15 protein-coding genes are annotated in these 18,587 nt (G+C 62.8%); 10 read left to right on the plus strand and 5 right to left on the minus strand.

Going from position 1 to position 18,587, the window contains the following annotated elements; translation table 11 throughout:
• Positions 1-11 precede the first annotated feature (11 nt).
• From dxs to CSE6_RS17320, 3 genes are all read left to right on the plus strand, one after another.
• A complete protein-coding gene (gene dxs / locus CSE6_RS17310) occupies positions 12-1,880 on the plus strand; it encodes a 1-deoxy-D-xylulose-5-phosphate synthase (RefSeq protein ID WP_059441094.1) in 1,869 nt (622 codons plus the stop codon).
• 279 nt (positions 1,881-2,159) lie between these two features.
• Positions 2,160-3,242 carry an ABC transporter substrate-binding protein gene (locus tag CSE6_RS17315; protein WP_034352848.1) on the plus strand — a complete coding sequence of 361 codons (1,083 nt, stop codon included), beginning with the start codon at positions 2,160-2,162 and terminating at the stop codon, positions 3,240-3,242.
• Between the two features lie 187 nt (positions 3,243-3,429).
• Complete coding sequence (locus tag CSE6_RS17320; protein WP_003069176.1) at positions 3,430-4,512, plus strand: TRAP transporter substrate-binding protein; 1,083 nt, start codon at positions 3,430-3,432, stop codon at positions 4,510-4,512.
• 85 nt (positions 4,513-4,597) lie between these two features.
• On the opposite strand, the gene CSE6_RS17325 is transcribed toward CSE6_RS17320, so the two are convergent.
• The 4 genes from CSE6_RS17325 to CSE6_RS17340 all read right to left on the minus strand — a co-directional run bounded on the left by CSE6_RS17325 (position 4,598) and on the right by CSE6_RS17340 (position 9,255).
• Positions 4,598-5,149 carry a hypothetical protein gene (locus CSE6_RS17325; protein WP_003069178.1) on the minus strand — a complete coding sequence of 184 codons (552 nt, stop codon included), beginning with the start codon at positions 5,147-5,149 and terminating at the stop codon, positions 4,598-4,600.
• A gap of 105 nt (positions 5,150-5,254) precedes the next feature.
• Complete coding sequence (locus tag CSE6_RS17330) at positions 5,255-7,096, minus strand: TRAP transporter large permease subunit (RefSeq protein ID WP_045839907.1); 1,842 nt, start codon at positions 7,094-7,096, stop codon at positions 5,255-5,257.
• Positions 7,097-7,115: 19 nt separating this feature from the next.
• Complete coding sequence (locus CSE6_RS17335) at positions 7,116-7,736, minus strand: TRAP transporter small permease subunit (protein ID WP_003069181.1); 621 nt, start codon at positions 7,734-7,736, stop codon at positions 7,116-7,118.
• Positions 7,737-8,082: 346 nt separating this feature from the next.
• Positions 8,083-9,255 (minus strand): helix-turn-helix domain-containing protein, encoded by a 1,173-nt coding sequence (locus CSE6_RS17340; RefSeq protein WP_059441095.1) that lies wholly within the window; start codon positions 9,253-9,255, stop codon positions 8,083-8,085.
• A gap of 158 nt (positions 9,256-9,413) precedes the next feature.
• On the opposite strand from CSE6_RS17340, the gene CSE6_RS17345 reads away from it, so the two are divergent.
• The 6 genes from CSE6_RS17345 (at position 9,414) to CSE6_RS17370 (ending at position 16,091) form a co-directional block, all read left to right on the plus strand.
• The gene (locus CSE6_RS17345; protein WP_034352836.1) at positions 9,414-9,884 is read left to right on the plus strand and encodes a (2Fe-2S)-binding protein; all 471 of its coding nucleotides are present in this window, start codon (positions 9,414-9,416) and stop codon (positions 9,882-9,884) included.
• Between the two features lie 33 nt (positions 9,885-9,917).
• Positions 9,918-12,305, plus strand: a complete 2,388-nt coding sequence (locus CSE6_RS17350; protein ID WP_059441096.1) for a xanthine dehydrogenase family protein molybdopterin-binding subunit — start codon at positions 9,918-9,920, stop codon at positions 12,303-12,305.
• Between the two features lie 46 nt (positions 12,306-12,351).
• Positions 12,352-13,137, plus strand: coding sequence for a xanthine dehydrogenase family protein subunit M (locus CSE6_RS17355; RefSeq protein WP_059441097.1), 786 nt, complete (start codon positions 12,352-12,354; stop codon positions 13,135-13,137).
• Between the two features lie 138 nt (positions 13,138-13,275).
• The gene (locus tag CSE6_RS17360; protein ID WP_059441131.1) at positions 13,276-14,196 is read left to right on the plus strand and encodes a MoxR family ATPase; all 921 of its coding nucleotides are present in this window, start codon (positions 13,276-13,278) and stop codon (positions 14,194-14,196) included.
• Positions 14,183-15,430, plus strand: coding sequence for a VWA domain-containing protein (locus tag CSE6_RS17365; protein WP_059441098.1), 1,248 nt, complete (start codon positions 14,183-14,185; stop codon positions 15,428-15,430). The genes CSE6_RS17360 and CSE6_RS17365 overlap by 14 nt, the downstream gene beginning before the upstream one ends.
• Positions 15,431-15,443: 13 nt before the next feature.
• Positions 15,444-16,091, plus strand: coding sequence for a CoxG family protein (locus CSE6_RS17370; RefSeq protein WP_059441099.1), 648 nt, complete (start codon positions 15,444-15,446; stop codon positions 16,089-16,091).
• 64 nt (positions 16,092-16,155) lie between these two features.
• Here CSE6_RS17370 and CSE6_RS17375 read toward each other — a convergent pair whose 3' ends face one another.
• Complete coding sequence (locus CSE6_RS17375) at positions 16,156-16,539, minus strand: nuclear transport factor 2 family protein (protein ID WP_003069196.1); 384 nt, start codon at positions 16,537-16,539, stop codon at positions 16,156-16,158.
• A gap of 268 nt (positions 16,540-16,807) precedes the next feature.
• On the opposite strand from CSE6_RS17375, the gene CSE6_RS17380 reads away from it, so the two are divergent.
• Positions 16,808-18,571: an MdtA/MuxA family multidrug efflux RND transporter periplasmic adaptor subunit gene (locus CSE6_RS17380; RefSeq protein WP_059441132.1), complete on the plus strand. Its 1,764-nt coding sequence runs from the start codon at positions 16,808-16,810 to the stop codon at positions 18,569-18,571.
• Positions 18,572-18,587 lie beyond the last annotated feature (16 nt).

Here is an 18,587-nt window from a genome sequence, read left to right on the forward strand (position 1 = left end):
AAATATAGAACATGTCCACGAATACTTCTTCCCTGCTGCACAGCATCAACGATCCCGCAGACATGCGCGGCCTCTCGCGCTCCCAGCTCAAAAGCCTGGCAGCAGAGCTGCGCACCTATGTGATCGACAGCGTTTCCAGGACTGGCGGGCACCTCAGCTCCAACCTGGGGACGGTGGAGTTGACCGTGGCGCTGCACTCGGTGTTCAACACGCCCTATGACCGCATCGTCTGGGATGTGGGCCATCAGACTTATCCGCACAAGATATTGACTGGCCGCCGTGATCGCATGGGCACGCTGCGCCAGTTCGGCGGCCTGTCCGGCTTTCCCCAGCGGGCCGAGAGCGAATACGACACCTTTGGCACGGCGCACTCGTCGACCAGCATCTCTGCTGCGCTGGGCATGGCTTTGGCCGCCAAGCAAAAAGGTGAAGACCGGCGGGCCATTGCCGTGATCGGTGACGGCGCGATGACGGCCGGCATGGCTTTCGAGGCGCTGAACAACGGCGGCGTGCATGACGCCAACCTGCTGGTCATCCTCAATGACAACGACATGAGCATCAGCCCGCCCGTGGGCGCGCTCAATCGCTATCTGGCCCAGCTGATGAGCGGCCAGTTCTACGCCAAGGCCCGTGATGTGGGCAAGAGCGTCCTGAAGCAGGTGCCGCCCTTGCTGGAACTGGCCAAGCGTCTGGAACAACAGGCCAAGGGCATGGTCGTGCCTGCCACCATGTTCGAGCAATTCGGCTTCAACTACATCGGTCCCATTGATGGCCATGATCTCGATTCGCTGATTCCCACGCTGGAGAATATCAAGGGTCTCAAGGGGCCTCAGTTTCTGCATGTGGTTACCAGGAAAGGCCAGGGCTACAAGCTCGCCGAGGCCGACCCCGTGGCCTATCACGGCCCCGGGAAATTCGACCCGGCGGTCGGTCTGGTCAAGCCAGCCACGCCTGCCAAGCAGACCTTCACCCAGGTGTTTGGTCACTGGCTCTGCGATATGGCGGCCAAGGACCAGCGTCTGGTCGGCATCACACCCGCCATGCGCGAGGGCTCGGGCATGGTGGAGTTCCACAAGCGCTTTCCCGGCCGCTATTACGACGTGGGCATCGCCGAGCAGCATGCAGTCACTTTCGCCGGCGGTATGGCCTGCGAAGGCGTCAAGCCCGTGGTGGCCATCTATTCCACTTTCTTGCAGCGTGCCTATGACCAGCTGATCCACGACGTTGCGCTGCAGAACCTGCCTGTGGTGTTTGCGCTGGACCGCGCCGGTCTGGTGGGCGCCGACGGTGCCACACACGCTGGCGCTTACGACATCGCCTTTGTGCGCTGCATTCCCAATATGAGCATGGCCTGCCCGGCGGACGAACGCGAAACGCGCCAGTTGCTGACCACGGCCTATGAGCAGGATCACCCTGTCTGCGTGCGCTACCCGCGCGGCGCCGGTGTGGGCGTGACTCCGCTGGAAAGCCTGGAAGGCCTGCCCTTTGGCAAGGGCGAGATGCGCCGTGAGTCGGCCTCCAAAAAGGTGGCGATTCTGGCCTTCGGCAGCTTGCTGTACCCGGCCTTGCAGGCTGCCGAAGCCTTGGATGCCAGCGTGGCCAATATGCGCTGGGCCAAGCCTCTCGATGAAGAGCTGTTGCTCCAGATCGCTGCAGATCATGAGCTCATCGTCACGCTGGAAGAAGGCTGCGTCATGGGGGGCGCTGGCAGTGCCGTCATGGAGAGCCTTGCCGCCCATGGCCTGAGCAAGAGCGTGCTGCAGCTGGGGCTGCCCGACGAGTTCATCGAGCATGGCGACCCCGCCAAGCTGCTTGCGCTGCAGGGGCTGGATGCGGCAGGCATCGAGGCCTCCATCCGAAAGCGTCTGGCTGCGGGCTGAGGCGACAGGGACATCGTTTACGCAAAACGGGTTCAGGCAGATGCACGCTCCAGATGGGGCAGGCCGTTGCTGCATCCTTGTTTGCGTAAGTCCTGATGGACTGAAACCAGGCCCTTCATCGAAGGGCCTTTTTCTTTGCTTGTCGTCAAGAAAACTGACGGCAACCGCGAATCGCCACACGGCCGGCGTCTGCGTTTCTAGAATGCCTGTGGCTGCCGGCCTGTGATCAGGCTGTTGCAGCCGGCTTTGCAATGGACAACTACTAGCGGAGAAATATTCATGGATCGTCGCTCACTCGTCAAACATGTGGGCATGGCTGGTGTGCTGGCAGCGGGCGTGGCTCCTGCGGTGCGCAGTCAGGAAGTGCTGCGCTGGCGCTTGGTGACGAGTTTTCCCAAAGTCCTTGACGCCATTTCTGGCGGAGCAGAAAAATTTGCCCAATCGCTGCGCTTCATGTCCGGTGGGCAGATCGAGGTCAGCGTGCACTCTGCAGGTGAGCTGATGCCTGCCTTTGGCGTGATGGAGGGGGTGCAGAACGGCTCGGTCGAAATGGCTTTGACCGCTCCCTACTATTTCACCGACAAGGACTATTGCTTTGCACTGGGCTGCGCCGTGCCCTTTGGTCTGACGGCGCGGCAGATGGATGCCTGGATGGAGTGGGGCGGCGGGCGCAAGCTCATGGATGACTTCTACGCCCAGTACAACATCAAGAGTCTGAGTGCCGGCAACACCGGCACGCAGATGGGGGGCTGGTACCGCAAGGAAATCAGGACCGTGCAGGATCTGCATGGTCTGCGCATGCGCGCTGGCGGCGGCTTGCTGGGTGATGCGCTGCAAAAGCTGGGCGTGCAGGCCGTCAACATGCCCATTGCCGATGCGCAGCAGGCGCTGGAAAAGAACCGCCTCGATGCGGTGGAGTTCGTCGGCCCTTATGACGACCAGAAGCTGGGCTTCGGCAAGATCGCGCCTTACTACTACTATCCGGGCTGGTGGGAGGGCGGTGCAGAGCTGGCCTATTTCATCAATGCCAAGGCCTTTGCGGCCCTGACGCCCGAACTGCGCGCCATGGTGGAGGCCGCAGCGGCGCTGGCCGCCAAGGATCTGACTGCCAAGTACCTGGCGTACAACCCCGCAGCGCTCAAGAAGCTGCTCAGCGAACGCGTGCAACTGCGAGCCTTTCCGCGCGAGCTCATGGATGCGGGGTTCAAGGCCGTGATGGCCACCATGGCCGAGCATGAGGGCAGGTCGGCGCAGTTCAAGAAAATTCACAGAAGCATGCGCGGATTTCAGCACGACCAGTTGCTCTGGGATCGTTTCTCCGAGTTCCGCTATGCCAGCTATATGAGTGCGGTACGTCTGTAGTGATTGATTGTTTTCAATTGGGCATCAGACTTGATGCGCATCACTAGGTAGAACTTCTTAAGCGAACGGTCACTTTTTAGCGCTTGCGAAACGGTTGGCTCGTGTACATTTTGTGCCTGTTGCATAAAACAAGCTGGCATAGATCAGTGGTCTGTATCAGCTCAATTCGTTCCTCAAGGAGACTAAAGTGGATCGTCGTTCCATTCTGAAAAATGCCGGTATCGCCGGCGTTCTGGCCGCGGGTGCAGCACCTGCTGTTCACGCCCAGGCCGCTGTGCGCTGGCGCCTGGCCTCCAGCTTCCCCAAGTCGCTGGACACCATCTTCGGCAGTGCTGAAAAGCTGTCGCAACTGGTCAAGGCCATGTCGGGCGGCAAGTTCGAGATTTCGGTGCACCCCGCTGGCGAGCTGATGCCCGCTTTCGGTGTGGTGGATGCGCTGCAGGGCGATACCATTGACATGGCGCAGACCGCTGCCTACTACTTCACCGGCAAGGACCCCATCTTCGCCTTCAGCTGCGCCGTGCCCTTCGGCCTGACCGCACTGCAGATGAACGGCTGGAAGGATCATGGCAACGGCCGCAAGCTCCTTGACGCCTTCTTTGCCAAGTACAACTTCAAGACCGCATCGGCCGGCAACACCACGACCCAGATGGGCGGCTGGTATCGCAAGGAAATCAAGACCGTGGAAGACCTCAAGGGTCTTAAGATGCGTCTGGGCGGCGGCGTGTTCGGCGAGGCCATGGCCAAGCTGGGCGTGGTGGCGCAGAACATGCCCGCAGGCGATGTTTACCAGGCTCTGGAAAAGGGTACGCTGGACGCCGTGGAGTTCGTCGGTCCCTACGACGATGAAAAGCTGGGCTTCAACAAGGTTGCGCCTTACTACTACTACCCCGGCTGGTGGGAAGGCTCTGCCGAGCTGGAGTTCTTCATCAACATCAAGAAGTACAACGCGCTGTCGCCCGAGAACAAGGCGATCCTGGACGCCGCAACCCGCGTGGCTGCCGCCGATATGACCAGCAAGTACCAGGTGTTGAACCCTCAGGCCATCAAGCGCCTGGTGGCCAACAAGACCCAGCTCAAGATGTTCCCCAAGCCTTTGATGGATGCCGGCTTCAAGGCCTCCATGGAGGTGTTTGCCGAGCACGAAGCCAAGTCGCCCGAATTCAAGAAGATCCATCAGGACATGCGCGCCTTCCAGCGCGACCAGATTCTGTGGAACCGCTTCTCCGAGTACCCCTTCAATCAGTACATGGCGACTGCCAAGATCTGATCCCGGTCAGACTCAAGACTGCCGGCGCCATGCGCTGGCTGCAAAAAAAACCGCAGCTTGCTGCGGTTTTTTCATGTGCCCGAAATCATGCGAGCCTGAGTTGAGCGGCTCCTGCGTCGGATAGCGCAAACAGCAAATCTTCCAGGGCTTCGACAGGTGCAGAGCCAAGATCTATGGTCGCTTTCACTCCTCCTGCCAGGACTTGCGGGTCCGACATGAAGTGAACGACCTGCTGCAGCCCCGCTGCATCCGGCTCGTTTTCATCATCTCCATCAAACCAATCGTTGAACCAGTCGATGAGCGCCTTGGAGGCCTTCTCTTCTGTCAGACCTTGCACTTCCAGCGACAGCCAGTCCCAGACAAAGGGCTGCAGCTCCACTGCGGAATCACCGATGCGGAAATGAATGGGTTCGAAATCGAGCCGCGTCTGTGAATCCACTTGTACAGGTTCTGCGCTGTCTTCCGATACGGGGATGGCATCAACCCGGCAGGGCAGATTCCATGCACCTTCTGTGGCCAGCGTCCCATCGCTGTTGCGATAGGCCGGCTCCACATAAGAGTCCTGGGCATTGGCGGCCTGTGACAGCAGGTCTGCGTACGGTTGACGGATGGCCGTCAGCAATTCGGCGATGGTCATTGCGGTTTTCTGGGAAAACAGCAAATCTATCACTCGGCAACCTCTGCTCAATGATACAGCCCCGGCTCTGGCGAGCCGGGGCTGTATCAGCGGAGGGGCGAAGATTTACTTGCTCGCAGGAGCTGCGTTCAGTGAGTCCTGCAGGGCCTTGGCCGGATCATCCGAGCCATAGCCGCCTGCATCGGGTGCGGCGGGGGCAGGCTGGTTGCCTTCGGCAGGGGCCGCTGGCACTGCAGAGCCTTCTTCGCCGCCCTCAGGGGCCCCGAAGGGGTTGTCTGCGCCATAGCCACCGCCAGCATCGTTGAGCTGGTTGAGCATCTCGTCGCCCACCTTGTTCATGTCCACGACCACCGGTTTGTCGAGCGCGCCGGTCACGATGCCGGGGAAGGCGATCAGCACACCCACCATCACCAGCTGAATCAGCACAAAAGGCACGGCACCCTTGTAGATCTGCATGGTGGTGACGGGCTCGATGACCTTATGCGTGACCTTGTCGACGTACTGCTTGTCCGGAGCGACCGAGCGCAGGAAGAACAGTGCAAAACCGAAGGGCGGATGCATGAACGAGGTCTGCATGTTCACGGCCAGCAGCACGCCGAACCAGATCAGGTCGATGCCCATCTTCTCGGCCACGGGTCCCAGCAACGGCACCACGATGAACGAGAGTTCAAAGTAGTCCAGGAAGAAGGCCAGAAAGAAGATCATGATGTTGACCACGATCAGGAAGCCCACCTGGCCGCCGGGCAGGCTGGTCAGCAGATGCTCCACCCACTTGGGGCCGTCGGCGGCCTGGAACACCAGGCTGAAGGTGGTGGCGCCGATCATGATGAACATCACGAAGCTAGCCAGCTTGGTGGTCGAGGCCAGGGCCTGCTTGAGCAGGTCCATGTTCAGGCGTCGGCGGGCAAAACCCATGATGAGGGCCGCCATGGCTCCCATGGCGCCGCCTTCTGTCGGAGTCGCAATGCCCAGGAAGATGGTGCCCAGCACGAGGAAGATCAGCAGCAGCGGAGGGATCAGCACAAAGGTCACGCGCTCGGCCAGCTTGGACAGCAGGCCCAGTTTGAGCACGCGGTTGAGCGAGGCGATCACAAAGGCGATGAACGTGCCACCGCACATGGCGGTGACGATTTTCTCGTCAGTGGGTACATCCAGCACTTCCTTGCCCTGCCACCAGGTGTGAAGGTCGGCCATGTGATTGGCCAGGAAGATGGCCACGATGGTCGAGATGCCCATGACCACGGCCAGCGAGGTATAGCCACCGTTGCCATTGGCTTCGCGGTAGATACGTGCCTCCACAGGCAGGGCAGGCACCATCTTGGGCTTGAAGATGGCCAGAATCACCACCCACAGAACATACAGGCCCATGAGCATGAAGCCGGGAATGAAGGCGCCCTTGTACATATCGCCCACGCTCTTGCCCAACTGGTCGGCCATCAGAATCAGCACCAGCGAGGGCGGAATGATCTGTGCCAGCGTGCCAGACGCTGCAATCACGCCCGATGACAGACGACGATCATAGCCATAGCGCAGCATGATGGGCAGAGAGATCAGGCCCATGGAAATCACCGAAGCAGCAACCACGCCGGTGGTGGCGGCCAGCAGTGCACCCACAAAGATCACGGCCAGAGCCAGACCGCCGCGGATGGGGCCGAACACCTGGCCGACAGTGTCAAGCAGGTCCTCTGCCATGCCCGAGCGTTCGAGAATCAGGCCCATCAAAGTGAAAAAGGGAACGGCCAGCAAGGTGTCGTTGGCCATGATGCCGATCAGGCGCTGGGGCAGCCAGGCCATCACGGAGGAGGGAAAGACCCCCAGTTCGATGCCCAGAAAGCCGAAGGCCAGGCCTGCTGCCCCCAGGCTGAAGGCCACGGGAAATCCCAGCAGCAAAAAGCAGATCAGCCCCGCAAACATGATGGGGGCGTAGTTGGTAGCGATAAATTCCATCGATTGTCTCCCGCTACCGTTATGCCTTGGCCTGGGCGGCCAGCGCCTCAGCCTGCTTGCGATCGGCTTCGGCACGCAGGGCCTCGGCCAGTTCTTCCTCGGCGCTCTTGTCGCTGAGCTTGCCCATGGGGTCGGGGCCGTCGCCGGTCAGGAAGGCAATGCGCTTGATCAGCTCGGAGATGCCCTGCAGCAGCAGCAAGGTGATGCCCACAGGAATCGCCGTCCATACGGGCCAGCGGATCAGCCCGCCGGGGTTGCCCGACATTTCGCCGGACTGGTACATCTGAATTACCACCGGCATGCTCAGCCACAGAATGGTCAGGCATAGCGGGGTGAGAAAGAAGGCAAAGCCGATGATGTCGATCCAGACCTGGGCCTTTTTGGACAGACGGCTGTTGATCACGTCGATGCGTACATGCTCGCGATGCAGCAGGGTGTAGCCCGCAGCAATCAGAAAGGACCATGCGAACAGATACCACTGGACTTCCAGAAAGGCATTGGAGCTGGTGTCAAAGGCCTTGCGAACAATGGCGTTGGCGGCGCTGATGAAGGTGGCGGCAAATATCAGCCAGATGGAATATTTGCCGACAAAGGCGTTGAGCCTGTCGATAGCCCTGGACAGGGCGAGTAAAGCCTGCATGGTGTCTCCAAAAAGTAGGCTGTGTATGCGTCGCGCTGTTGGGGCTGGTAAGCCTCAGGGCGATCTGAGTTTTTGAACCAAACTGGAGATTCTACGGACGCAGGTATGGTGTTTTTTACAAATACGCACGCAAATGTGGCGTCCGAGCGTCAGTTGTGCCTGCTATGCGTACGATAGCTGGAAGTGCACGGCTGGTACCGCTTAGATGATTGTTTTATTGAGGTATTTTGTATTTTTCATGGGCTTGCCTGCTAGTGTGCGCCTGCTGTCGTGGAGGGCGTTTTTGCGCTGAAACTAGGGCAAATCCGTAGAGAGCCAAACTGCATCAGATCCGGTTCAAGACCTCTTATTTGCTGGCCAGCCGGCGATAGAGTGTGGCCCGGCTCAATCCCAGGTTGCGAGCTGCCACGGTTACATTCCCGTGAGCCTCCTGCATGGCTTGCTGAATCAGCAGCAACTCGCTGGTGCGCAGCGGTGTGGTCATGGCATTGGCAGATGTTGCCCGACAGGCTGCGCCGGAACCCGGCATGACGGGGACACGCAGCAAGGGACTGGCCTGTGCCAGTGCCAGCAGGCGCAGACCGGACCACAGCGGTAGTTGCAGTGGCGCCTCGGGCCGCTGGCGCGCATGTTCGATCAGATGACTCCAGGGCAGGGCCAGCAGCTCATGGCTCTGGATGAGCGAGTCCCCCCCAGGGGCTTGCAGAGGACGCGGCACCAGTTGCCTGGCCACGGTATTGCTGCCCAGCAATCGGCCTTCGGCATCAAATACCATCAGGCCTTCGCCTTCCTGGCCCAGAGGTCCGCCGGGCCAGTTCACGCGCAGCAGCAGGGTATGAGGCAGGGCCCGCAGCAATCGATCTTCGATGGCGCGTGCGCAGCGCAGTGCCAGCAGCAGCAGTTCGGGGCGCTCGGGTACATCAATGCCGGTGATGTCCAGCATGCCCAGGCACTCGCCCTGAGGGCCGAATACCGGAGCGCCTGCGCAACTGTAGTCGCGCAGATCGTCAAAGAAATGCTCCTGCCTGTGCAGCCATACCGGGCTGAGTTCGGCCAGTGTCGCGCCTATGGCCGAGGTGCCCACGCCGCGCTCGGACAGATCCACGCCGACACGGCCTACGGCCAGCGCACGCAGATCGCTATGGTCGACGGGACCTTGCACTTCAAGTGCCAGTCCCTGGGCATCGGTCAGCAGGCAGAAGTAGCGCATGGCACCCACGGCCGCGACCAGCTGCGTCATGACCGGGCGTGCAGCCTGCAGCAGCAACTGGTGCTTGTCCTGGGCGTGGCGCAGCGCGTGAGGTCCGACGGCCTCGAACTCCACTTTTTGCGCGGGATGACGGCCCTGCGCCACGCAGCGCTGCCACGAGCGCCAGAGCCAGGGAGCCAGGCCAGACGGTGCCAGCGCATGGGATGAGTCCATCGCCAGCAACTGCTGCCTGGCCTGGGCAAGCAGGGAATGGCGTGCACCTGGATGCGCTGCGGCTTGCGCGGAAATGGCGGGGCTGGCGGGCGACATGCGGACTCCGGACAGTGTTTCATTTTGAGAATATCTGTGCGTGTTTCGTCTGGCTTGGGGGTCAACCCTAGCGCCTTGCATGGCGGTAACTGCCCACCATAGAGAGTGCGGTTGTGCTTTGTTACCCAATTCTTCGGATAAAGGCAGGAGGCATCACGATGAATGTTCAGTTCACGGTCAATGGCCGCGCGGCCAGCATTGACGTCCCCCCCAATACCTTGCTGGTGCAGGCGCTGCGTGAACAGCTGCGCCTGACGGGCACCCATGTGGGCTGCGATACCAGCCAGTGCGGAGCCTGCACGGTGCTGGTGAATGGCAAGGCCATCAAGTCCTGCACCATGCTGGCCGTGCAGGCCCAGGGCGCAGAGGTGCAGACCATAGAGGGCATGGCCGCTGCCGATGGAACCATGCATCCCATGCAGGCGGCCTTCAAGCAGTGCCATGGCCTGCAGTGCGGCTTCTGCACGCCCGGCATGGTGATGAGTGCGGTGGATCTGTGCCGCCAGAAGCCTCAGGCCACCGATGCCGAGATCCGCGAACTGCTCGAAGGCAATATCTGCCGCTGCACGGGCTACCAGAACATCGTCGCTGCCGTCAAAGTGGGTCGCGACGGCATGAGCGCCAGCTGAGCCGCGCATCACAACTAGAAGAGGAGACACACCATGGGTGCATCTGACTTTTCCAAGCTGCCGCATATCGGCGAAGCCGTTCTGCGCCGCGAGGATGATCGCTTTCTGACCGGCGCAGGCCAGTACACGGACGACATCACGCTGGGCGCGCAGGCCTATGCGGTATTTGTGCGCTCGCCCCATGCCCACGCGAGGCTGCGCAGCGTCAACGTGGATGCCGCCAAGGCGGCGCCAGGCGTGGTCGGCGTGCTCACGGGCGCCGATGTGGCGGCCGCCGGCATCAACGGCCTGCCCTGCGGCTGGCTGATCACCAGCACCAATGGCGAGCCCATGAAGGAGCCGCCGCACCCGATCCTGGCCCTCGATACCGTGCGCTATGTGGGCGACCAGGTGGCCATGGTGGTTGCCGAGACCCTGCAGCAGGCACGCGATGCGGCCGAGCTGGTGGAGGTCGATTACGCGGTGCTGCCTGCGGTCGTGAACGTGGCCGATGCGGCGGGTGGCAAAAAGCCCGGCGCCGTGGTTCACGATATCGCTCCCGACAACCGCTGCTACCAGTGGGCGATAGGCGACAAGGCAGCCGTGGATGCCGTGTTTGCGGGCGCGGCCCATGTGACGCGGCTGGATCTGGTCAACAACCGGCTGATCCCCAATGCCATGGAGCCGCGCGTGGCCATCGGCAGCTACAACCGCGCCATGGATGAGTACACACTGTACGTGGCCAACCAGAACCCGCATGTGGAGCGGCTGCTGATGACGGCTTTCGTCATGGGCCTGCCCGAGAGCAAGGTGCGCGTGATTGCTCCCGATGTGGGCGGCGGCTTCGGCTCCAAGATCTTTCTGTATGCCGAGGATGTTTGCCTGACCTGGGCGGCCAAGAAGCTCAACCGCAATATCAAGTGGACGGCCGATCGCAGCGAGTCCTTTCTGACCGATGCGCATGGCCGCGACCATGTCAGCCATGCCGAGATGGCCATGGACGCCGATGGCAAGTTCCTCGCCATGCGCGTGCACACCGATGCGAACCTGGGCGCCTATCTGTCCACCTTTGCCAGCGCCGTTCCGACGATTCTTTACGCAACGCTGCTGGCGGGGCAGTACACCACGCCGCAAATCCATATCGAGGTCGATGCCTGGTTCACCAACACTTCGCCCGTGGATGCCTACCGGGGTGCAGGCCGCCCCGAGGCCACTTATCTGCTTGAGCGCCTGGTCAGCCGCTGTGCCTGGGAGATGAATCTGTCCCAGGCGGAGATCCGGCGCCGCAACTTCATCACCAGCTTTCCCTATCAGACGCCAGTGGCGCTGCAGTACGACACCGGCGACTACAAGGCCTGCATGGATCAGGCCGAGCAACTGGCCGATGTGGCGGGCTTTGCGACAAGGCGCGCAGCCAGCGAGGCCAAAGGACTCAAGCGCGGCCTGGGCTACAGCAGCTACATCGAGGCCTGTGGCCTTGCTCCCAGCAATATTGCCGGGGCGCTAGGCGCTCGTGCCGGTCTGTTCGAGTGCGGCGAGGTGCGCGTCCATCCCACGGGCAGCGTGACGGTGTTTACGGGCTCGCACAGTCATGGTCAGGGGCATGAGACCACTTTTGCCCAGGTGGTGGCGGCCCGACTGGGCATTCCCGTCGAGCATGTGGAGATCGTCCATGGCGATACGGGCCGCGTGCCCTTTGGCATGGGTACCTATGGCTCGCGCTCCATCAGCGTCGGAGGTGCGGCCATCATGAAGGCGCTGGACAAGATCGAGGCCAAGGCCAAGAAGATTGCCGCCCACCTGATGGAGGCCAGCGATGCCGACATCGACTTCGCGGGAGGCGAGTTCACGGTACGCGGCACCGACAGAAAGCTGCCGTTCGCCCAGATTGCGCTGACGGCCTATGTGCCGCACAACTATCCGCTGGACAAGCTGGAGCCGGGGTTGGACGAGACCGCTTTCTACGACCCCACCAACTTCACTTTCCCGGCCGGCACCTATATCTGCGAGGTCGAGGTGGACCCTGCCACGGGCGTGGTGCGTGTCGACCGCTTCAGTGCCGTGGACGATTTCGGCACCATCATCAACCCCATGATCGTCGAGGGTCAGGTCCATGGCGGACTGGCCCAGGGCATAGGCCAGGCGCTGCTGGAAAACTGCGTCTACGACCGTGACTCGGGTCAGTTGCTGACCGGCAGCTTCATGGACTACGCCATGCCCCGCGCCGACGATCTGCCCGACTTCAAGCTGGGTACGGTCTGCACGCCATGCACCCATAACCCGCTGGGTACCAAGGGCTGCGGCGAGGCCGGGGCCATAGGCTCGCCGCCAGCCGTGATCAATGCCGTGCTCGATGCTCTGCATTCCCTGGGCGTCAAGGATCTGGACATGCCTGCCAGTCCGCACCGCGTGTGGGAGGCCATCGATGCTGCACGCCCCTGACTGTGGCCTGCACACACCCGACTGAGAGGAAGAGAGGACAACATATATGTATGCCTTCAGTTACTCCAATCCCCGGACGCTGGATGAGGTGAGCGCTGCCAGCGGGCAGTTTCTGGCCGGCGGCCAGAGCCTGATTCCTTCCATGAAGCTGCGCCTGGCTCAGCCCGGCGCGATTGTGGACCTCAACCAGGTCGATGGTCTGGCGGGAATCCGCGTCAGCGGTGATCAGGTCGAGATCGGCGCCATGACCCGTCATGCCGATGTCGCCGCCAGCCGCGAGGTGCAGCACGCCATTCCCGCGCTGGCCGAACTGGCCGGCGGCATTGGCGATCGGCAGGTGCGGGCGCGAGGCACGATTGGCGGCTCGCTGGCCAACAACGACCCCGCGGCTTGCTATCCCAGTGCGGTGCTGGGTCTGGGCGCCACCGTGCTCACCCAGCGGCGCGAGATAGCGGCCGACGACTTCTTCCAGGGCATGTACACCACGGCACTGGAAGAGGGCGAGCTGATCAAGGCCGTGCGCTTTCCTGTGCCCAGAAGGGCCGCCTATATCAAGTTCAAGCAGCCCGCTTCGCGCTTTGCGCTGGTGGGCGTGTTTGTGGCGCAGACGGCGCAGGGCGTGCATGTGGCCGTAACCGGCGCGGGACTATCGGTCTTCCGCCACGCAGGCCTGGAAGCGGCGCTCAACCAGAGTCTCACGGCCGCTGCGGCGGCTGCAGTGCCTATCGACGACAGCGAGCTCAACAGCGATCTGCACGCGAGTGCGCGTTACCGGGCGCAGCTGATCAGCGTCCTGACGCAGCGGGCGGTGGATCAACTGCTCTCAATCTGAGCGGCTTGGCCGCTTTCCCCTCTCTCGCTTCGCGGGAGGGGGCAACAGCCTCGCTGCGGTGCGGCCCTTGCTTGCTGTCTCGTTCTTGTATTTTGAAGAAAAGTGGCTCTGGTCTATATGGATAAAGCGCAGGCAGCTATGAATACTGATGTGAACAGCGCTTTGGAGTCGGTGGATGGGCTGCTGGCCGCCTTGAAGGAGGTCGGCTATTTCGCGGACCGGCGTCTGGCTACGGCCGTGTTTCTGGCGCTCAGGCTTCAGCGGCCCCTGCTGCTGGAGGGCGAGCCGGGCGTTGGCAAGACCTCGCTGGCTCAGGCGCTGTCCCAGGTGCTGGCGCGGCAGCTGATCCGGCTGCAGTGCTATGACGGCCTGGAGCAGCGTGAGGCGCTGTATGAGTGGAATTACGCGGCGCAGCTGCTGCATCTGCGCGCGGCCGAGCTGCGTGGTGCGGCGGAACTGGAAGCTGTCGAGCAGGAGGTCTATCAGCCGCGCTATCTGGTGCGCCGGCCTTTGCTGCAGGCCCTGCAGGCGCCCGCGCCCGGCGCGGTGCTGCTGATTGACGAGGTGGACCGGGCCGACGAGCCTTTCGAGGCCTTTTTGCTCGAGTATCTGGGAGAGTACCAGGTCAGCATTCCCGAGCTCGGGGTCATCAAGGCTCAGGTGCCGCCGGTCACCATTCTCACGAGCAACCGCACGCGCGATCTGCATGACGCGGTCAAGCGCCGCTGCCTCTATCACTGGCTGGACTATCCCGAGCGCGAGCGCGAGTTGGCCATTGTCCAGTCCAAGGTGCCTGAGGCCGCAGCGGCCTTGACCGAGCAGATAGCCCGCTTTGTGGACCGGCTGCGCAGCCGCCCGTTTGCCGATGCCTTCGAGCGCACGCCCGGCATTGCCGAAAGCGTGGAGTGGGCCAAGGCGCTGGTGGCGCTCGACACCCTGGTCATAGACCCCGAGGTGGTGCACGAGACGGCGGGCATTCTGTTCAAGCAGCGTGAGGACGTGGCCGCGCTCACCCCAGAGCGTCTGCAGCAATTGCTGGAGCCCGATGCCACAGCCTGAGCTGCAGGCGCAGGCGCAGGCGCCAGAGCGGCCCGCAAGCGTGAGCTGGTGGGGCGATGCGCGCAGCGGCAAGCTGCCCGTCAATCTGCTGGGGTTTGGCCGCGCGCTGCGCCGCGCGGGGCTCGCGGTGGATGCCGAGCGCCTGGCGCTGGCCCAACAAGGCCTGATGCTGGTGGGCATGAACCGCGAGGACGTGGCCGCCGCGCTGGAGGCCGTGATGGTTTCGCGTGAACAGGATCTGGCGGTCTTTCGCGAGCTGTTCGCGGCCTACTTTCGCAATCCCGAGGTGGCGCAGCAGCTTCTGAGCCAGTTGCTGCCGGGTGCGCCGGAGGCTGCCAGGCCGCGTCACAGGCCGCGTGTTCAGGAGGCCTTGTCGGCGATTCGCGCCGCACAGCAAAAGACCGCGAGCGAGGAGTTGACGCTGGATGCTGCCATGTCGGCCAGCGACCGGCACAGGCTGCAGCATGCGGATTTCAACCAGCTCAGTGCCAGCGAGTACCGCCTGGTGCAGCAGCTGGCGCGCGATATCCGCTTGCCGCTGCCTAGCTATCGCAGTCGCAGAAGCGAGCTGCGCGCCTCGGGACTGCGCGTGCACTGGCCCGCCAGTCTGAAGGCAGCGGCGGCCACGGGCGGCGAGTTGGCAAGTCTCAAATGGCGCAGGCGCAAGCGGCTGCCCATGCCCTGGCTGGCGCTGGTTGATGTCTCGGGCTCCATGGAGCGCTATGTGCGTCTGCTGCTGGCATTTCTGCACCAGGCCACCAGCCCCCGGCGCTATCCGCAGCTGCGCCGCCATGTCTACAGCATGGGAACCGGCCTGCAGGAGCTGAACCGCGCTTTTGCCTACAGCGACCCCGATGCCATGCTGGCCCAGCTCAATCACGACATCGACGATTTCGGCGGCGGTACCTGCCTGGGAGAGTGCCTGGCACAGTTGCGCCAGCAGGGGGCGCGCCATCTGGTAGGGCGACGTACCCTGGTGCTGCTGATCAGCGACGGGCTGGATACCGGCGACAGTACGCTGCTGGAGCGGGAGCTACAGTGGCTGGCCCGGCACAGTGCGCGCATTGTCTGGCTCAACCCCTTGTTGCGTTTTGACGGGTATGCCCCGCTGGCCAAAGGCGCGCAGGTACTGCATCGTCACAGCCATGCCATGCTGGCCGTGCACAACCTGCAGTCGTTGCAGCAACTGGCTGCCCATCTGGCGAGGCTGCTGCAACTGCCGCACCGAGATTGAAAAGGAGAACACCATGGAAATGCATGCCAGCCGTCCTCTTGCCGTGAGCCAGCAGCAGGCCTGGGAGGCGCTCAACGATCCGCAAACCTTGCAGCAATGCCTGGCCGGCTGCGAGAAGTTTGAGGATGCGGGCGATGGCTCCTATGCGGTGATCATGTCCGTGAAGATCGGTCCGGTATCGGCCAAGTTCAACGGCCGGGTCACGCTGTCGGACGTGCAGCCGCCCAAGAGCTACACGATTGCCTTTGAAGGGCAGGGCGGTGTGGCCGGCTTTGGCAAGGGCCAGGCCAAGGTGGATCTGACGCCCATCGATGCAGGGCATTGCGAGCTGCAGTACGAGGTGCAGGCCCAGGTCGGCGGCAAGATTGCCCAGCTGGGCCAGCGCCTGATCGACGGCGCAGCCAAGAGCATGGCCGAGGACTTCTTTGCGCGCTTCGAGGCCTTGATGCAGCAGCGCCACCCGAGCGAGCAGCCCGAAGACGAAGGCGGTGCGGAGGAGCTGGATACACGCTCCTGGGAACACGACGCGGCCTCCACCAGCTACGCGCCGCTGGACGCCACACCCTCGGCGCCGCCGCGCGAATCGTCCGGCATCCCCGTCTGGGCCTGGGGCCTGGGGGCTGTCATCGTGCTGGGCGCGCTCTGGCTGCTGACTCGTTGACCAGCGCATGAATAAAAAAAGCCCCTGAGCCTGAGGCCAGGGGCTTGGTGCAGGTAGCCAAACCTTACTGAGGCTGGGCGTGGAAAGCCTTGTTGGCAATCTTCCAGCCCTGCTCGGTCTTGAGCAGCACAAAGTAGTCGGTGAAGGTCACGGCACCGTGGTAGAGCGTGACCTTGGCCATGGCGGCCGTGCCCACGATGTCCAGGGAGTCGATGACGCGGCGACGCGTGGCTTCGTCGGCAGCGGGCGTGTTCTTGAAGCGCTGGCAGTAGAAGTCCAGGTCCCAGGAGGTCAGCGGGCCTTCGCGCACGGACTCCAGCCGGGCCGTGGGCATGAAGGCTGCGCGCATATGCTCGGCATTGTCTTCGGCATGGCCGCGCATATACAGCTCCAGCGGCACGCGCACGGCGGCTTCTTCGGGGTGATTGGTCAGGCGTTCGGTGGTCATATGGGTTTCTCCTTGGAGCCGGATTCCCTGCGCCGCATGGCGGACGCAGCAAGGGGCAGTGTCAGCCGCCAAGCATGAGGCCTGAAAAAGCCGTCATTGCTGCTATGAAAGTCAGCACTGTTTAAGTCTCCGAATACGGAACTTCAGCAGGTAAACCCAAGGTAAAGCGGGGGTAAATGCTGGCAAAGCCGGCGCTGCCTGACCCGGGGTTTGATTGCAACTGGATACCATTGGCGCCAATTCAGGCTCGAAATTCCTGCGCTCAACCATGTCCAGCTCATCCAAATTGCACCCCAATCGTCATTCTTTACAGCAGGGCAAGGTCCGGCCCGTCTTGCTTGCCAGTGTGGTGCTCGCCCTGGCAGCCGCTGGCGGTGGCTATTGGTGGTATGCGCAAAAACAGGGTGCAAGCGGTGATATGTCTGCGTCTGCAGCTCCTAAGCAGGGAGCAGGCGGGCCCGGTGCACGCGCAGGGCGCAATGGTCGAGCAGGGCCGGGCGGCCCCGGCGGCATGAGCCAGGCTCAGCCTGTGAGCGTAGGCCTGGTGGAGCAGCGCGACATGCGCGTGCTCGTCAGCGCCATCGGTACGATGAATGCACGCGCCACGGCCGTGGTGCGCGCCAAGGTCTCGGGCGAGCTGCTCAAGCTGCACTTCAAGGAGGGGGACGAGGTCAAGGCAGGTCAGTTGCTGGCCGAGATCGACCCGCGCAGCTTTGCGGCTTCGCTGGCGCAGGTGCAGGGCTCTCTGGCACGCGACCAGGCCCAGCTCAAGAATGCGCAGCTCGATCTGCAGCGCTACAAGGAGTTGCAGGCCCAGGACTCGATTGCCCGCCAGCAGGTCGATACCCAGGCCGCGCTGGTGCGCCAGCTGCAGGGTACGGTGGCGGCCGACCAGGGCCAGGTCGATGCGGCCAAGCTGCAGCTGAGCTATACCAGGATCACGGCCCCCATCTCGGGTCGCCTGGGCCTGCGCCAGGCCGACCTCGGCAACGTGGTCAACCCTTCCGATACCAACGGACTGGTGACAATCTCCCAGATTCGCCCCATCGATGCCGTTTTCTCCATCCCCGAAGCCCATGTCGGGACGCTGGCCCAGCAACTGCGCGAGGGCAAGCTCATGCCCGTAGAGCTCTGGGATCGCGAGCAAAAGCAGATGCTGGCCAAGGGCCAGCTCAATGCGCTGGACAACACCATCGACACGACCACGGGCACGGTCAAGGCCAAGGCCTCGTTTGACAACGCCGAGCGCAAGCTGTTCGCGAATCAGTTCGTCAACGTCAAGCTGCAGCTGCGCCAGATCGATCAGGCGCTGGTCGTGCCCGCGAATGCGGTGCAGAACAATTTCGTCTATCTGGTCAAGCCCGACAACACGGTCACCCAGCGCAAGATCACCGTGGGGGTGACGGACGGTGACTATGTCAGCGTGCGCGGCGAGCTGGAGCCCGGCGACAAGGTGGTGACCGACGGCATCGACCGCCTGCGCGAAGGCGCGCAGGTGACGGTGGTGGACTCCGAAAAGGTCAAGAAGGTCGACCAGGCCGTGCAGGATGCAGCCAACCAGCCGCGCGGCATGATGCGCAACCTCAGTCCCGAGCAGCGTGAAAAAGTCTCCAAGATGACGCCCGAGGAACGCAAGGAGTTCTTCCAGAAGCTGCGCGCCGAGCGTGGTGCCAATGGCGGCAATGCGGGCCCAGGCCAGGGACCTCGCGGCGCGGACGCCCGTGGCGATCAGCCGCGCGAGGTGCAGGGCAGTCCCTCCAAGCCGGACCCCAAGGCAGAAGCCAAGCCGGATGCCAAGCCTGCGGCTGCGAACGAGGCCAGGCCTCAGGCCGGCGCCGAGCGTGGTGAAGGCGGCGAGGCTCGCACGGAAAGATCCGAGGGCCGGGGTGAGCGCCCCCAGCTGACTCCCGAGCAGCGCGCCAAGCTGGAGGCCCTGTCGCCCGAAGAGCGCCGCGCTTTCTTCCAGAAGCTGCGCGCTGAGCGCGAAGCCAATGGCCAGACCGGTACGGCAGCCGGTGGTACGGGTCGCTGAGCATAGTCAGAGCCTG

Source organism: Comamonas sp. E6, from assembly GCF_001010305.1.
Taxonomy (GTDB): domain Bacteria; phylum Pseudomonadota; class Gammaproteobacteria; order Burkholderiales; family Burkholderiaceae_C; genus Comamonas; species Comamonas thiooxydans.

Excerpts from the sequence above, each read along its gene's own strand:
- CSE6_RS17325 (WP_003069178.1), bottom strand. The coding sequence starts at position 5,149 with ATGACCATCGCCGAATTGCTGACGGCCATCCGTCAACCGTACGCAGAC.
- CSE6_RS17375 (WP_003069196.1), bottom strand. The coding sequence starts at position 16,539 with ATGACCACCGAACGCCTGACCAATCACCCCGAAGAAGCCGCCGTGCGC.
- CSE6_RS17345 (WP_034352836.1), top strand. The coding sequence starts at position 9,414 with ATGAATGTTCAGTTCACGGTCAATGGCCGCGCGGCCAGCATTGACGTC.
- CSE6_RS17335 (WP_003069181.1), bottom strand. The coding sequence starts at position 7,736 with ATGCAGGCTTTACTCGCCCTGTCCAGGGCTATCGACAGGCTCAACGCC.
- CSE6_RS17360 (WP_059441131.1), top strand. The coding sequence starts at position 13,276 with ATGAATACTGATGTGAACAGCGCTTTGGAGTCGGTGGATGGGCTGCTG.
- dxs (WP_059441094.1), top strand. The coding sequence starts at position 12 with ATGTCCACGAATACTTCTTCCCTGCTGCACAGCATCAACGATCCCGCA.
- CSE6_RS17315 (WP_034352848.1), top strand. The coding sequence starts at position 2,160 with ATGGATCGTCGCTCACTCGTCAAACATGTGGGCATGGCTGGTGTGCTG.
- CSE6_RS17340 (WP_059441095.1), bottom strand. The coding sequence starts at position 9,255 with ATGTCGCCCGCCAGCCCCGCCATTTCCGCGCAAGCCGCAGCGCATCCA.
- CSE6_RS17365 (WP_059441098.1), top strand. The coding sequence starts at position 14,183 with ATGCCACAGCCTGAGCTGCAGGCGCAGGCGCAGGCGCCAGAGCGGCCC.
- CSE6_RS17355 (WP_059441097.1), top strand. The coding sequence starts at position 12,352 with ATGTATGCCTTCAGTTACTCCAATCCCCGGACGCTGGATGAGGTGAGC.
- CSE6_RS17380 (WP_059441132.1), top strand. The coding sequence starts at position 16,808 with ATGTCCAGCTCATCCAAATTGCACCCCAATCGTCATTCTTTACAGCAG.
- CSE6_RS17370 (WP_059441099.1), top strand. The coding sequence starts at position 15,444 with ATGGAAATGCATGCCAGCCGTCCTCTTGCCGTGAGCCAGCAGCAGGCC.
- CSE6_RS17330 (WP_045839907.1), bottom strand. The coding sequence starts at position 7,096 with ATGGAATTTATCGCTACCAACTACGCCCCCATCATGTTTGCGGGGCTG.
- CSE6_RS17350 (WP_059441096.1), top strand. The coding sequence starts at position 9,918 with ATGGGTGCATCTGACTTTTCCAAGCTGCCGCATATCGGCGAAGCCGTT.